The 14635-nt window shown below is 61.3% G+C and carries 13 protein-coding genes and 1 tRNA gene; 11 read left to right on the forward strand and 3 right to left on the reverse strand.

Translation table 11 applies throughout. The features are described from left to right. The first annotated feature begins 51 nt into the window (after nt 1-51). From metG to PAE61_RS13285, 8 genes are all read left to right on the forward strand, one after another. Nucleotides 52-1758: a methionine--tRNA ligase gene (gene metG, locus PAE61_RS13250; RefSeq protein ID WP_271112852.1), complete on the forward strand. Its 1707-nt coding sequence runs from the start codon at nt 52-54 to the stop codon at nt 1756-1758. Between the two features lie 113 nt (nt 1759-1871). After that, a complete protein-coding gene (locus PAE61_RS13255) occupies nt 1872-2633 on the forward strand; it encodes a sulfite exporter TauE/SafE family protein (protein WP_271112853.1) in 762 nt (253 codons plus the stop codon). Between the two features lie 67 nt (nt 2634-2700). Further along, on the forward strand, nt 2701-3621 hold the full coding sequence (rocF, locus tag PAE61_RS13260) for an arginase (RefSeq protein ID WP_271112854.1): 921 nt from the start codon (nt 2701-2703) through the stop codon (nt 3619-3621). 156 nt (nt 3622-3777) lie between these two features. Further along, a complete protein-coding gene (locus PAE61_RS13265; RefSeq protein WP_271112855.1) occupies nt 3778-4734 on the forward strand; it encodes a 5-bromo-4-chloroindolyl phosphate hydrolysis family protein in 957 nt (318 codons plus the stop codon). Then, nucleotides 4734-5510 (forward strand): tRNA pseudouridine(38-40) synthase TruA, encoded by a 777-nt coding sequence (gene truA, locus PAE61_RS13270; RefSeq protein WP_271112856.1) that lies wholly within the window; start codon nt 4734-4736, stop codon nt 5508-5510. The genes PAE61_RS13265 and truA overlap by 1 nt, the downstream gene beginning before the upstream one ends. 115 nt (nt 5511-5625) lie before the next feature. After that, nucleotides 5626-5711, forward strand: a tRNA-Leu gene (locus tag PAE61_RS13275). Between the two features lie 25 nt (nt 5712-5736). Further along, nucleotides 5737-6381, forward strand: coding sequence for a 5'-methylthioadenosine/S-adenosylhomocysteine nucleosidase (locus tag PAE61_RS13280; protein ID WP_271112857.1), 645 nt, complete (start codon nt 5737-5739; stop codon nt 6379-6381). A gap of 57 nt (nt 6382-6438) precedes the next feature. Beyond that, nucleotides 6439-8265, forward strand: a complete 1827-nt coding sequence (locus PAE61_RS13285) for an ABC transporter transmembrane domain-containing protein (protein ID WP_271112858.1) — start codon at nt 6439-6441, stop codon at nt 8263-8265. Between the two features lie 51 nt (nt 8266-8316). Here PAE61_RS13285 and pyrG read toward each other — a convergent pair whose 3' ends face one another. The 3 genes from pyrG to PAE61_RS13300 form a co-directional block, all read right to left on the reverse strand. Beyond that, entirely contained in the window at nt 8317-9963 is a 1647-nt protein-coding gene (gene pyrG, locus PAE61_RS13290) for a CTP synthase (RefSeq protein ID WP_271112859.1), read from the reverse strand. A gap of 152 nt (nt 9964-10115) precedes the next feature. Then, nucleotides 10116-10679, reverse strand: a complete 564-nt coding sequence (gene secG, locus PAE61_RS13295) for a preprotein translocase subunit SecG (protein WP_271112860.1) — start codon at nt 10677-10679, stop codon at nt 10116-10118. A gap of 206 nt (nt 10680-10885) precedes the next feature. Continuing rightward, entirely contained in the window at nt 10886-11842 is a 957-nt protein-coding gene (locus tag PAE61_RS13300; RefSeq protein ID WP_271112861.1) for an acetyl-CoA carboxylase carboxyltransferase subunit alpha, read from the reverse strand. Nucleotides 11843-11941: 99 nt separating this feature from the next. On the opposite strand from PAE61_RS13300, the gene PAE61_RS13305 reads away from it, so the two are divergent. The 3 genes from PAE61_RS13305 to PAE61_RS13315 all read left to right on the forward strand — a co-directional run bounded on the left by PAE61_RS13305 (nt 11942) and on the right by PAE61_RS13315 (nt 14553). Beyond that, on the forward strand, nt 11942-12751 hold the full coding sequence (locus tag PAE61_RS13305; protein ID WP_271115158.1) for a S49 family peptidase: 810 nt from the start codon (nt 11942-11944) through the stop codon (nt 12749-12751). 102 nt (nt 12752-12853) lie between these two features. After that, complete coding sequence (locus tag PAE61_RS13310; RefSeq protein ID WP_271112862.1) at nt 12854-13783, forward strand: calcium/sodium antiporter; 930 nt, start codon at nt 12854-12856, stop codon at nt 13781-13783. Further along, nucleotides 13780-14553 carry an SDR family oxidoreductase gene (locus tag PAE61_RS13315; protein WP_271112863.1) on the forward strand — a complete coding sequence of 258 codons (774 nt, stop codon included), beginning with the start codon at nt 13780-13782 and terminating at the stop codon, nt 14551-14553. Before PAE61_RS13310 ends, PAE61_RS13315 begins: the two co-directional genes overlap by 4 nt. Nucleotides 14554-14635 lie beyond the last annotated feature (82 nt).

A 14635-nucleotide genomic window follows, 5' to 3' on the forward strand; every position in this document is an offset into this window, starting at 1 on the left:
CAAACCGGGCTGGCACCGGTTAAATACCCTGCGACCTATCTGGAAGAGCACATGGCACGCCACCTGATCACCTCCGCCCTGCCCTATATCAACGGTATCAAGCATTTGGGAAACCTTGTCGGATCCCAACTTCCGGCCGATCTCTATGCGCGGTATCTGCGCGGGCGCGGTCATGAGGTGATGTTCATCTGCGCCACCGACGAACACGGCACCCCGGCAGAGCTTGCCGCCGCCAAGACCGGCGAACCAGTCGCGGAATACTGCAAGCGGATGCATGCGGAACAATCGCGTCTGGCCGAGGGATTCGGGCTGAGCTTCGATCATTACGGGCGTTCCTCCAGCCCGCAGAATCACCGGCTGACCCAGCATTTCGCAGGCAAGCTGGATGAGGCCGGGCTGATCCGTGAGGTCAGCGAGAAACAGGTTTATTCGCTGGATGACGGCCGCTTCCTGCCTGACCGCTATATCGAGGGGACCTGTCCGAATTGCGGCTATGAAAAGGCTCGGGGCGATCAATGCGAGAACTGCACCAAGCAGCTCGATCCGACCGATCTGATCGACCCGCGCAGCGCGATTTCCGGCAGCACCAATCTGGAAGTGCGCGAGACCAAGCATCTGTTCCTGCGCCAATCCGCGATGCGCGACACGATTGCCGCATGGATCGACAGCAAGACCGGCTGGCCGGTGCTGACGACCTCCATCGCGAAGAAATGGCTATTCGACGGGGACGGGTTGCAGGACCGGGGCATCACCCGCGATCTGGACTGGGGCGTGCCGGTGCAGAAGGGCAATCAGCCCTGGCCGGGAATGGAGGGCAAGGTCTTCTATGTCTGGTTCGACGCGCCCATCGAATATATCGGCGCGACGGCGGAATGGGCCGATGCGCATGGCGGCGACTGGGAACGGTGGTGGCGTACCGACAAGGGCGCAGATGACGTGACCTATACGCAGTTCATGGGCAAGGATAACGTGCCGTTCCACACTCTCGGCTTCCCGGCCACGATAATGGGATCGGACGAGCCGTGGAAGCTGGTCGATTACATCAAAAGCTTTAATTACCTGACCTATGATGGCGGGCAGTTCAGCACGTCACAGGGGCGCGGCGTGTTCATGGACGATGCGCTCGACCTGTTGCCAGCGGATTACTGGCGGTGGTGGCTGCTGTCTCATGCGCCGGAATCCGGTGACAGTGAGTTCACATGGGAGAATTTCCAGCAATCGGTGAACAAGGATCTCGCCGATGTCTTTGGCAATTTCGTCAGCCGGATCACCAAGTTCTGCCGCTCGAAATTCGGGGAAGAGGTTCCCGCTGGCGGTGAATGGGGCGAGGCGGAACATGAACTGGCCTCGGCTCTGGCCGAACGGGTCCGCAGCTATGAACGGCTGATGGATCAGATGGAGGTGCGCAAGGCTGCCGCCGAACTGCGCGGAATCTGGGTGCTGGGGAATGAATATCTGCAAAGTGCGGCCCCCTGGGCAACCTTCAAGGAAGACCCCGAAAAAGCCGCAATGCAGGTCCGGTTGGGGCTGAATCTGATCGGGCTTTATGCGGTGCTGTCCGCACCGTTCATTCCGTTCACGGCTGCGACGCTGCGCGAGGCCATGAACAGTTCCGATGAATGGCCCGATGATGTGGAAGCAGCGCTGAATTCTCTGCCACCGGGTCACGGGTTTACGGTCCCGGAGAACCTGTTCACGAAGATTACCGACGATCAGCGCACAGAATGGTCTGAGAGGTTCAGCGGAACACGCGGCTGACCGAAGAGACTGTTTTCCGAAGTCTGGACATTCCCACCTTTCGGTGAATTCAGTGCCTGAAGAGCGTCCGGTTATGAGACCGGGCTGCTTTATGCGACGGCGAGGCAGGTGTGATGTCGTTCGATCATCAGATGATCATGTTCTGGGCCATCGCCGCATTGGCCGCATGGGTGCAGACGCTGACGGGTTTCGCGCTTGGCCTGATCCTGATGGGTGCGACGGGAGCACTTGGCCTTATGCCGGTCCCGCAGGCAGCGGCGATTACCTCGCTGCTGGTGTTGGTCAATGCGATCATCGTTCTGTCGCGGGGCTGGCGGGATATCGACCGATCCGCCCTGAAACTGATCCTGTTGGGCGCGTTTCCCGCCCTGATCGCCGGTTTCTTTCTGCTGAACTGGCTTGCGGGGACGGCGCTTGGCCTGCTGCAACTGATCCTCGGCATCGTGATCGCAGGATCGGCGGCGCAGCTTGCCTCGAAACCTTCGCCGCGTCCGACACAGTCCGCTCCGGTAACGTTCTTTCTTTCGGGACTGATCGGTGGCACGATGGGCGGGCTCTTCGCCACGACCGGGCCTCCGGTGATCTGGCATCTCTACCGGCAGCCCATGCAGCTTGCGGCGGTGCGCGTCACGCTGGTTGCGGTGTTTTTCCTGACCCAGATCCTGAGGACCGGGCTGGTCATCGCCTCGGGCGGCATCACCGCATCGCTGCTGGCAAGCGCTGCGGGGGCCGCGCCGGCGGTTATTCTGGGAACATGGATCGCACGGCGCTTTCCGCCTCCGGTAGAGCCGGGGACGATCCGGAAGGCTGCCCTTGTTTTGCTGTTCCTGTCGGGGATCTCGCTGATCATATCCGCGCTCGGCAAGCTTGGCTGACAGCCGAAGGGCTGGCGGTGATGCGCCCGGTTGAGTAACCTGTCGCCACAACCAACCGGGGGACAAGATGACCCATTGTATCCTGATCGGCGCACCCGTGGACGAGGGCCAGCGTCGGCCCGGCTGCCTGATGGGGCCAGCCGCTTATCGCGTGGCAGGGCTTAGTTCCGTGCTGGAATCGCTTGGCCATACGATCGAGGATCGCGGGGATGTGGTTCCCGGCGCACCCGGCGATGAGACGCATTTCAACGAAACCGTCCATCACCTGTCCGAGATCATCGCCTGGACCGAAGCGCTGTCCGACGCAGCGTCCGAGGCCATGACCGCAGGCATGCCGATCTTCATGGGCGGAGACCATTCCCTTGCTCTCGGCACGGTTTCGGGCGTCGCCGAATACGCAAACAGGCAGCGCAGGCCGCTTTTCGTGATCTGGCTGGACGCGCATAGCGATTTCCACACGCCCGAGACAACAACGTCGGGCAATCTTCACGGCACACCGATGGCCTATGCAGCGGGACGGGACGGGTTCGCACCATTCCCCGATTTCCCCTCTCCTGTACCCGGAGAGAATATCTGCATGTTCGGGATCCGCAGCGTCGATCCCTCGGAACATTCGGCGTTGCAGGAAACGAACATCACCGTAAACGACATGCGGGTTCTGGATGAGCAGGGAATCGTTGCGCCGTTAAAGGCATTTCTCGACAAGGTGCGTGACGCCGACGGGCTGCTGCATGTCTCTCTGGATGTCGATTTCCTTGACCCTGCCATCGCGCCCGCCGTCGGCACGACCGTTCCCGGCGGGGCGACCTTCCGTGAGGCCCATCTGGTCTGCGAGATGCTGCATGAATCCGGGCTTGTCACCTCGCTGGATCTGGTCGAGCTGAATCCGTTCCTCGATGACCGGGGCCGGACGGCGAAGCTGATGGTCGATCTGGTCGGCTCGATGATGGGACAGAAGGTCTTCGACCGCCGCACCCGCAGCTTCTAGGCAAGCGGCTTGCAATCGCACCGCTGCCAGCCCATCTGTTCAGTGACCGAAACGGAGTAAACGATGTCCCGGAAAGCCACTCAGCGGCTGTCATTCTATCTTCTGATCCTGCTGACGCTTTATGCGTCTCTGGCGGGCGCGAGTTAAGAGGACCGTATGGCGAAACGTTTCGGCGGCCGTTTTTCTCCGGGTGCACCCGATATGCCCCAACCCAGGGGTGAGCCGGTCCATCCGCTGCAATCTCGGGTCAAATGGATCACGATTTCCGCGTCTCCGTTTCTTCTCAGCGCGTTCTGGCAGGACCCGTTCGGGCTTGTAACCAACCTGGCGGGATTCGGCATTGTCGCAGCCGGGTCGATGCTGACGCGCGAGGGGCTTCAGGCCGAGGCTGCCTATGACGCCCGCCGCGTCGCCCGCAAACCGGCATGGCCCCGCAAGCTGTTCGGCGGCATCGCGACCGGGCTTGGGCTGGCCATCGGTGCTGCCGAAGTCAATGCGCTTGGCGGGGCAGCTCTGGTCGGATTTGCAGGCGCGGTGCTGCATTACATGTCCTTCGGCCCCGACCCAAGGCGCGACAAGGGGATGGAGGGAATTGATCCGTTCCAGCAGGATCGCGTGGCCCGCTTTATTGCCGAAGGTGAGGAGTATCTTGCCGGAATGCAGGACGCGATCCGCCGCACTGGCGACAGGCGGCTGGAGGCCCGGGTTCAGGTCTTCGCAGAAACCGCGCGTGAGTTGTTCCGCCGGGTCGAGGAAGATCCCGGCGATCTTGCCGCCGCCCGGCGCTATCTTGGCGTCTATCTGATGGGTGCCCGCGATGCGACGGTCAAATTCGCGGATCTCTATGCGCATACGCGCGATCAGTCGGCGCGTGAGGATTATGAAAGGCTTCTGACCGATCTTGAGGGCAATTTCGCCGCACGGACCCGTTCGCTCATCGAAGGCGGCCGCACCGATTTCGATATCGAAATGCAGGTCCTGCGCGACAGGCTGGCGCGTGAGGGTGTGCGGACTCCGGCACCGAAAGATCCTGCAGCGCTTGAAGACCGCCGTGGACATGATCTGACCGGGCTGATCCGCGAGACGGTCAAGGCGGGACGCAAACAGGACTGATGCCCCGCTACGCATTTCAGGTCGAATATGACGGCGCTCCTTTCGCCGGCTGGCAGGCTCAGGCCGATCAGCCGAGCGTGCAGGGCCGGATTGAGCAGGCTCTGGCGCGGCTGGATCAGGGATTTGCCGAAGGAGCCCGGATTTTCGCCGCAGGCCGGACAGATGCCGGGGTTCATGCGACCGGACAGGTCTTTCACGCAGACCTTCAGAAATCTTGGGACGGATTCCGGTTATGCGAGGCGCTCAACTGGCATCTGAAACCCGATCCCATCGCAGTGATCCGTTCAGCGGAGATATCCGAGGACTTCCACGCCCGCTTCTCGGCGCTTGAAAGGCAGTATTGTTTTCGTCTGGTCGCTCGCCGCGCACCGATCGTGTCGGATCGCGGTCAGGTCTGGCAGGTTCTGAGGCCGCTGGACATTGACGCCATGCGCGAGGCGGCAGGCCATCTGATCGGGCAGCACGATTTCACCACATTCCGCAGCACGATGTGCCAGGCAAAATCTCCGGTGAAGACACTGGACGAGATCACCATAGAGGCCCATCCCTACCCTGCCGGGCAGGAAATCCGTTTCCATCTTCGCGCCCGCAGCTTCCTGCATAATCAGGTACGCAGCATCGTCGGAACCCTGGAAAGGGTCGGTGCAGGTGCATGGCCGCCGATCCGGGTGCGTCATGCACTGGAAGACCGGGATCGCGCGGCATGCGGGCCGGTCTGCCCGCCTCAGGGTCTGTCCCTGACCGGCGTGCGTTACGATCCAGATCCTTTCGCCTGATATTCTCTGGCACAGCAGCGAAGCAGGCATCGTGCCGCTTCTGCCTTGTATGTGCCGACCGCCATGATAGATTTGCGCCCTCTGGAAACCGTTTGCTTCGCGTTTCCAACCGGTTGCGGGCGTGGCGGAATGGTAGACGCATGAGACTTAAAATCTCTGGGCCGCAAGGCCGTGCGGGTTCGAGTCCCGCGGCCCGCACCAGCTTTCCCTTGTCAGGCCTACCTGCATGAACGACCTTCCTCCCCTGACCGATCTGGCCGGTGTGCCGGTTCTGTTCGTCATGGCGGCACAGCCGGAATACGGCCCCGAATTACAGGCGCGTTTTACGCCGCTGATGACCGGGATCGGTCCCATCGAGGCGGCTTTGTCTCTGGGTGCGGCGCTGACCCGACTGCAAATTGCGGGAAACCTGCCACGGCTGGTCGTTTCACTTGGCTCTGCCGGATCGGCGCGGCTTGAACAAACGGCGATCTATCAGGCAAGTTCGGTCAGCTGGCGCGATATGGATGCCTCGGCTCTGGGGTTTCCGAAAGGCGTGACGCCTCTGCTGGACCTGCCGGAAACCCTGCCGCTTGACCTGAGAATTCCCGGTATCCCGGAAGCGAGCCTGTCGACGGGCGCGAATATCGTCTCTGGCGCGGGATATGACGCCATCCCCGAAGACATGGTGGATATGGAAAGCTTCGCCGTCCTGCGGGCCTGTCAGCAATTCGGGCTTCCCCTGATCGCGCTGCGTGGCATCTCGGACGGGGCCGAGGATCTGACGCAGGTCAGCGACTGGACCCGCTATCTTCACATCATTGATCAGCGCCTCGGCATCGCGGTCGACCGGCTCTGCGACGCTTTGTCATCCGGAGAGATCAGGGTTTGAAGCTTGCCGCGCACCTTGCCGGTGCCTTAAGGAGAACGAACCAAACAGAAGGCACGCATGGCCCGCGCACCAAAAGCAGCAATTGACCGTCCCTCCAGCCGCCGAGTAGGCGCTCTGTCCGCCCTGTGGCCCTTTATCCAGCCCTATCGTGGCATGGCACTTGCCGCGTTGCTAGCGCTGATCTGTACCGCGACGATCAGTCTGATCCTGCCACTGGCGGTGCGCCGCGTCGTGGACGGGTTCGATGTCGGCTCGATGCTGCTGGACGAATATTTCGGGGCGGCACTGCTGATCGTGACAGCGCTCGCTGTGGGCACCGGGCTGAGATATTATCTGGTGACCCGTCTGGGCGAACGCATCGTCGCCGATATCCGCAAGGCAGTCTTTGCCCGCGTGCTCGGCCTGTCGCCATCCTTCTATGAACGTGTCGTCACCGGAGAGATCCTCAGCCGGATCACCACCGATACAACAGTGATACAGTCGGTGATCGGATCCTCCGTCTCGGTGGCTTTGCGCAATATGCTGCTGATGATCGGCGGTCTGGTGATGCTGTTCATGACCTCGGTCAAGCTGAGCGCATTGGTCCTGCTGCTGGTGCCGGTCATCCTTGTTCCGATCATCGGACTTGGACGCCGACTGCGGGTGCTGGCGCGGGAAAATCAGGACTGGATCGCGGCATCATCGGGGACCGCCTCCGAAGCGCTGCTGGCAGCGCAGACCGTGCAGGCCTTTACGCATGAGGATGCAACGCGTGAGGAATTCGCGCGGGTGACCGAGGAAAGCTTTCTGTCTGCAAAGCACCGCATCGCCACCCGCGCGGCGCTGACGGTGATCGTGATTTTCCTGATTTGCGCCGGGATCATCGGTGTGCTGTGGATCGGCGCACGCGATGTCCAGCTTGGCCTGATGAGCGTCGGCGAACTGGTGCAATTCGTCATCTACGCCGTGCTTGTCGCAGGTTCGGTCGGGGCGCTGTCCGAGATATGGGGTGAGCTTCAACGCGCCGCCGGTGCGACCGAGCGCCTGGCCGAGCTTCTTGCCGCCACCGACGCCGTAACAGATCCCGCCGATCCGGTCGCCCTGCCGCGCCCCGTTGCCGGAGAGATCGTTTTCGACGATGTGACGTTCCGCTATCCGTCACGCCCAGAAAGCGCGGCGCTTCAGGATGTGACGCTTGCGATCCGTCCGGGCGAAACCATTGCCCTTGTCGGTCCCTCCGGCGCGGGCAAGACGACCGTTATCCAGCTGATCCAGCGTTTCTGGGACCCGGCACAGGGACGCATTACGCTTGACGGGATTGATCTGCGCGACATGTCCCGGCCCGATTTCCGCTCGGCCATTGCTCTGGTCCCGCAGGATCCGGTGATCTTCGCAACCTCCGCCCGCGAGAATATCCGCTTCGGCCGTCCTGACGCCACCGATGCCGAGGTAGAAGCCGCTGCCCGTGCCGCCAATGCAGACGGGTTTCTAACCTCCCTGCCCGAAGGATACGAATCGCAGGTCGGAGAGCGTGGCGTCATGCTGTCAGGTGGCCAGAAGCAGCGTATCGCCATCGCCCGCGCGATCCTGCGAGATGCGCCGGTCCTGCTGCTGGACGAAGCGACATCCGCGCTTGATGCGGAATCCGAATTCGCAGTGCAGCAGGCTGTGGACAAGCTGGCCGAGGGCCGCACGACGATCATCGTCGCTCACCGGCTGGCGACCGTGAAGAAAGCCGACCGGATCGTCGTCTTCGAAAACGGGGCCATCGTCGCCGAAGGCAGCCATGAAGAGCTTGTGTCGCAGGGCGGGCTTTATGCAAGGCTCGCACGGCTTCAGTTCACCGATGGGCCGTATGAGGATGTGTTAACCGACAGAACTGCACTGGGCGATGCTGCGGAATAACGCTCAGCGCTTCTGACGGCACGGGAGATCCGGACCCGAGCCGTCAGCCCGTCAGACCAGACGGGCACCTTCTTTCGCGGCCTCGATAAACCCGGCGAACAGGGGCGCAGGCTCAAAGGGTTTGGATTTCAGTTCGGGATGGGCCTGAACCCCGATAAACCAGCGATGATCCGGGTATTCGACCGCCTCCGGCAGTTTGCCATCCGGCGACATGCCAGAAAATGACAGCCCGGCCTCTTCTAGCTTCGGGATATAGGAACTGTCGACCTCATAGCGGTGACGATGGCGATCCTCGATTTCCAGATCGCCGTCATAGGCTTCGGAAATCTTCGAATCCGGCTTCAGGATCGCAGTGTAAGAGCCAAGACGCATGGTCCCGCCCTTATCGTCATTCACCGAGCGCTGAACCTTGTAATTCCCCTGCACCCACTCTTTCAGGTGATAGACAATCGGCGTGAAGCGCGTCTTGCCGGCTTCGTGATCGAATTCTTCGGAACCGGCATCTTCGATCCCTGCAAGGTTACGTGCCGCTTCGATCACGGCCATCTGCATCCCAAGGCAGATCCCCAGATACGGCACGTTCTTTTCGCGGGCATAACGCGCCGCCGTGACCATGCCTTCGGTGCCGCGTTCACCGAAACCGCCCGGCACGATGATACCGTGATAGCCGTCCAGCAGATGCAGCCCGCCCTCTGCCTCGATATCCTCGGCGGCGATCCAGTCGGACTTGACCCGCACCCGATTGGCCATGCCGCCATGCGTCAGCGCCTCGGCAATCGACTTATAGGCGTCCTCAAGCTGAGTGTATTTCCCGACAATGGCGATATTGACCTGCCCATCCGTATTCGTAAGGCGATCCAGTACATCCTCCCATCTGGTCAGGTCGGGACGCGGCGCGGGGCTGATCTGGAACGCATTCAGCACGGCCTGATCCAGCCCGGCACGGTGATAGGCCAGCGGGGCCTCATAGATGGATTTCAGATCATAGGCAGGAATGACCGCATCGGGGCGGACATTGCAGAACAACGCGATCTTCGCGCGTTCCTTTTCCGGGATCGGGTGTTCAGAGCGACAGACCAGAACATCGGGGGCGAGGCCGATGGATTGCAGCTCCTTAACGCTGTGCTGGGTCGGCTTGGTCTTCAGCTCGCCCGAGGCGGCCAGATAGGGCAGCAGGGTCAGATGCATCAGGATACATTCGCCGCGCGGGCGTTCATGGGTGAACTGGCGGATCGCCTCGAAGAAGGGCAGGCCCTCGATATCGCCGACCGTACCGCCGATTTCGCAGAGCATGAAATCGACCTCATCGTCACCGATGGCGATGAAATGCTTGATCTCGTTGGTGACGTGGGGAATGACCTGAATTGTCTTACCCAGATATTCGCCGCGACGCTCTTTCTCCAGCACGTTGGAATAGATCCGCCCCGAGGAAATCGAATCGGTCTGGCGGGCGTGAACCCCGGTGAAGCGTTCGTAATGCCCCAGATCCAGATCGGTTTCGGCCCCGTCATCGGTGACGAAAACCTCGCCATGTTCGAAAGGCGACATCGTGCCGGGATCGACGTTCAGATAAGGGTCCAGCTTGCGCAGCCGCACCGTAAAGCCACGCGCCTGCAAAAGCGCCCCAAGCGCAGCCGAAGCCAGCCCCTTGCCAAGCGAGGACACAACGCCGCCGGTGATGAAGATATAACGCGCCATACGGCCCCCGTGAGTTCTCGAATCGTCGGTCAATGCGGCCGCATGAATGCGCCGTTCACGGGACTAAAGATATAGCCGAAATATCCCGTGGCCGCAACGCGGGACCGCAACGTGTCGTGGGCGCATTTTCATGCGCCCCAATTTGTTGAGTGTCAGTTGGCCGCAGGAGGTGCGACCGGCGCATCGGCACTGTCCGCGCCCTGCGCCGCAGAGCCGGATTCGGCCGAAGCCTCCGCCGGAGCAGCCTCTGATGCCGGGGCCGAATCATCCGGCTGAGCTTCGACGGCAGGCGGCGCAGCCGGGCTGGCATCGCTTGCAGGCGCTTCGCTTGCGGCAGGTGCATCCGCCGAAGGCGGAGTGATCGGCTGGCCAACGCCGGGCGGCGGGGCCGTGGTCAGGCCCGTGCCCTCGATCCCGGTCTGCTCCTGGCTTTGATCGTCCGAGCCAGTGCCGATATTAAGCTGATCCAGAACAGAGTTACCCGAGGTATTCCGCGCGGCAATCACCGTCAGCGTAATCGAGGTCACAAGGAAAGCCGCAGCAAGTATCCAAGTCAGCTTGGACAGCGCATTCGCCGCCTGCCGCCCCGTCATGACGCCGGTGCCGCCACCGCCGCCGCCCATGCCAAGACCGCCGCCCTCAGAGCGTTGCAGCAGCACGATGCCGATCAGCAGCAGCGCAAGGATCAGGTGAACGGTCAGGACGACGTTTTCCAAGTCTCGGGCCTTTCGATTACAGACGGGCCTATCTAGTCAGCATGGGCTGAGTTGGCAAGTCGATGGATATGTCACACCAGACCATCAACGCATTGGAGCGCGGACGCTACGATCCCAGCCTGAAACTGACATTCAGGCCTGCCGATTTGTTCAGCCTGCCCATTGAGGAGATTTTCGAACCGTAACCGTCGCGTCACTGTGCAGGCTCAGGCTAGGGATGTCTTCCCCATATCGATAAATTTCTGCCGACGGTCGGAAACCAGCTCTTTCGCCGATTTCTGGCCCAGATCCTTCAGCATCTTCAGGATCTCATTCCCCGCCGCCTCAATCGCTGCCCTGGGGTCTCGCTGCGCTCCGCCCAGAGGCTCGGGCACGATGCTGTCGATCACGCCCAGCTTCTTCAGATCCTGTGCGGTCAGACGCAGCGCCTGAGCCGCCTCGCGCATTTTCTCGGCGTCCTTCCACAGAATCGACGCACAACCTTCAGGAGAAATCACCGAATAGATCGAATGCTCCAGCATGATGATACGATTCGCGGTGGCGAAGGCAACGGCACCGCCAGAGCCGCCCTCCCCGATAATGACAGAAACAAGCGGCACGCCGATTTCCAGACATTTCTGGGTACAGCGGGCAATCGCCTCGCTCTGGCCGCGTTCTTCTGCGCCCTTGCCGGGATAGGCGCCGGACGTGTCGACAAGGGTAATAACGGGAAGTTCGAACCGGTTCGCAAGCTCCATCAGGCGGATCGCCTTGCGATAGCCCTCCGGGCGGGCCATGCCGAAATTATGATGCAGCCGCGATTTCGTGTCGTTGCCCTTTTCCTGACCGATCACGATGCAGGGCTGGTCATTCAGCCGCACCAACCCGCCCATGACCGCGTAATCGTCACCGAAGGCACGGTCTCCGGCAAGAGGCGTATATTCGGTGAATAACTGCGCGATATAGTCGCTGCAATGCGGCCGCCCGGGATGCCGCGCCACCTGCGTCTTCCGCCACGGGTCGAGATCTTCGTAAAGTTCCTTCAGCAGCGCACCGGCTTTCTTGTCCAGTGCGGCAGCCTCTTTTTCGACATCAACGCCGTCATCCCGCTTGCCCAGGGCCCGCAGCTCTTCGGCCTTGCCTTCGATATCGGCAAGAGGTTTTTCGAAATCGAGATAGGTCATGCTGCTCTCCGGTCGTGTCGGGACTTATATGCGGCGGAAGCCGTCCGATTGCAACGCGGGACGCTTGCCGGATCGGGGCTTGTCGCCTATCTGAGACGCATGAAGATACCATTTCTCAACAAGGCCCCGCGTGTGAACGTCGTGCGGCTTCAGGGCGCGATCGGCGTCCCCGCCCGCAACGGCGCTGCCGGGTTGAACGATGCGGGCATCGCATCGGTGCTGGAAAAAGCCTTCACCAAGGGCAAGCCGAAAGCCGTCGCTCTGGCGATCAACTCGCCCGGCGGCTCGCCGGTGCAGTCATCGCTGATCGCGGCACGAATCCGGCGGCTGGCGGAAAAGCACGACGTGCCGGTTCATGCCTTTGTCGAAGATGTCGCAGCCTCTGGCGGTTATTGGCTGGCAACGGCGGCTGACAGGATCTGGGCGGATGAATGTTCCATCGTCGGATCTATCGGCGTTATTTCCGGCGGGTTCGGCCTGCAGGATTTCATCGCCCGCCACGGGATAGAGCGGCGCGTCCATACCGCCGGACGCTCAAAATCGCAGCTCGACATTTTCCGCCCCGAAAACCCCGAGGATATCGCGCGGCTGCAATCGCTGCTGGATGAGATGCACCGGATTTTCATCGCTCAGGTCAAATCCCGCCGTGCGGAAAATCTGGCCAATAGCGACGAGATCTTTACCGGAGAGTTCTGGCTTGCCGACCGCGGCAAGGAGTTGGGGCTGATCGACGGGATTGCACATCTTGCGCCCAAAATGCGCGAGCTTTTCGGAGATGAGGTCAATTTCCGGAGTTTCGGCGCACGAACGCCCTTCCTGCGCCGTTTCGGCATCTCCGGTGAGGTGATTGCCTCGGACGCCATCGCAACACTGGAAGAACGCGCGGCGTTTTCAAGGTTCGGCCTATGATCAAGGGCGTGTTGCTGGTTCTTCTGATGTTCATCATTCTGGGCCTTGTTTCGGGCCCGGGCTTCCGCCGTTTCGTTGCAAAATGTCTGGGGCTTCCCACTCGTGATCGTTAATCTTTTACTTATTGCCACCGGACTGGGCTTGCTGGTGATCGGAGGCGACTTTCTGGTTCGCGGAGCCGTCGCGCTGGCGCTGCGACTTGGTATCGCGCCGGTGATCGTCGGGCTGACCGTGCTGGCATTCGGCACCTCGGCACCAGAGTTGATCGTGTCTGTCGCCGCTGCCGTAGGGGGACAACCCGGTATTGCGCTTGGCAATGTGGTCGGCTCGAACATCGCCAATGTGTTGCTGATCCTTGGCGCAACCGCGTTGATCGCGCCGGTGCGCAGTCGTGATCCCGAACTCAGATCAGGCTGGATCTATGTCGTGATCGCCTCGCTTCTGCTGATTGCGCTGTGTTTTGCCGGACCGCTGGTCTGGTGGCACGGGCTGATCCTGCTGATCGGGCTGATCCTGTCCCTTGCCGCTCAGATCACCCGCGCCCGTCAGGGGCGAAGCGATGCGCCCGATCTGGAGGTACAGGCGGAATCCGCAGCCAAAATCGCCCTCTGGCTGGCTGTCGGCCTGATCGCACTGCCAATCGGAGCGCGGCTGCTTGTTGACGGTGCCTCTGATATCGCGCGGGCCTTCGGGATCAGCGATGCGGTGATCGGGCTGACTCTGGTTGCCGTCGGAACCTCGCTGCCCGAACTGGCCGCCTCGGTCGCATCTGCGCTTCGCGGTCGCGCCGATATGGCCCTGGGGAACGTGATCGGATCGAACCTGTTCAATATTCTTGCAATCCTGGGAATTACGGCGTTTTTCGGCCCGCTTGAGGTGCCCGCGCAGATGCTGCAATTCGACCTGTGGTTCATGCTGGCCTGCACTTTAGCGCTTGGCCCCTTCCTGCTGCGTCACATCGCGGTCGGTCGCGTGGCCGGTGCGGCGCTGCTTGCCGTCTATGCCGGTTACACTGCCTGGCTGCTGGCATGAGCGTCGCGCTTGTCACCGGCGGCGCCAAAAGGCTGGGACGCGAGATGGTGCTGACGCTGGCGCGTGCAGGCTATGATGTGGCAGTTCATTATCACGGGTCGCATGAGGAGGCATCGCAAACCGCAGATGAGGCGCGAGCAATCGGTGTTGCCGCAGGGACCTTCGAAACCGATCTGCTTGATCCCGATGCGGTCGAAAAACTGCTGCCGGATGTGACGGCGCAGATGGGACAGGTCTCGGTTCTGATTAACAATGCGTCGGTGTTCGAGCGTGACGATATACACAGCGCAACGCAAGATAGCTGGCAAAGACATATCGGCTCGAATCTTCGTGCGCCTTTCTTTCTGACACAGGCCTTTGCGCGGCAGGCGCCGAAAGCAGATCGCAGCGGCGAAGAGCCCGTGGCGACCAGCCTTGTTGTGAATATGGTAGATCAGAGGGTCCTGAAGCCCACGCCCGAATTCATCACCTATTCCATCGCCAAGGCCGCACTTTGGGAAATGACACGGATGCTTGCCCAGGCGCTTGCGCCGGATATCCGCGTCAATGCGATCGGCCCCGGCCCCACCCTGCAGGGCGCCCGGCAATCAGCCGATGAGTTCGCTGCACAGCGTGCATCCACGATTCTCAATAGAGGCGCCGACCCAGATGACATCGCCCGAACGCTGTTATATCTGCTGTCGGCAAAATCCGTGACGGGGCAGCTTTTCTGCGTCGATGGCGGCCAGCACCTCGCTTGGCAAACGCCCGATATCATGGGTCCCGAATAGGCCAATATTCAAGATACGTTCGCTGTTGTCCACCTTCACATGACCAGTAATAAAAACGTCAGTTTTCCGTCTTACTTTTCAG

This window comes from Paracoccus aerodenitrificans, from assembly GCF_027913215.1.
GTDB lineage: Bacteria > Pseudomonadota > Alphaproteobacteria > Rhodobacterales > Rhodobacteraceae > Paracoccus > Paracoccus aerodenitrificans.

Coding starts and splice junctions, on each gene's coding strand:
- truA (WP_271112856.1), top strand. CDS start 4,734: ATGCCCCGCTACGCATTTCAGGTCGAATATGACGGCGCTCCTTTCGCC.
- PAE61_RS13280 (WP_271112857.1), top strand. CDS start 5,737: ATGAACGACCTTCCTCCCCTGACCGATCTGGCCGGTGTGCCGGTTCTG.
- PAE61_RS13315 (WP_271112863.1), top strand. CDS start 13,780: ATGAGCGTCGCGCTTGTCACCGGCGGCGCCAAAAGGCTGGGACGCGAG.
- PAE61_RS13255 (WP_271112853.1), top strand. CDS start 1,872: ATGTCGTTCGATCATCAGATGATCATGTTCTGGGCCATCGCCGCATTG.
- pyrG (WP_271112859.1), bottom strand. CDS start 9,963: ATGGCGCGTTATATCTTCATCACCGGCGGCGTTGTGTCCTCGCTTGGC.
- PAE61_RS13285 (WP_271112858.1), top strand. CDS start 6,439: ATGGCCCGCGCACCAAAAGCAGCAATTGACCGTCCCTCCAGCCGCCGA.
- PAE61_RS13305 (WP_271115158.1), top strand. CDS start 11,942: ATGAAGATACCATTTCTCAACAAGGCCCCGCGTGTGAACGTCGTGCGG.
- metG (WP_271112852.1), top strand. CDS start 52: ATGGCACGCCACCTGATCACCTCCGCCCTGCCCTATATCAACGGTATC.
- PAE61_RS13300 (WP_271112861.1), bottom strand. CDS start 11,842: ATGACCTATCTCGATTTCGAAAAACCTCTTGCCGATATCGAAGGCAAG.
- rocF (WP_271112854.1), top strand. CDS start 2,701: ATGACCCATTGTATCCTGATCGGCGCACCCGTGGACGAGGGCCAGCGT.
- PAE61_RS13265 (WP_271112855.1), top strand. CDS start 3,778: ATGGCGAAACGTTTCGGCGGCCGTTTTTCTCCGGGTGCACCCGATATG.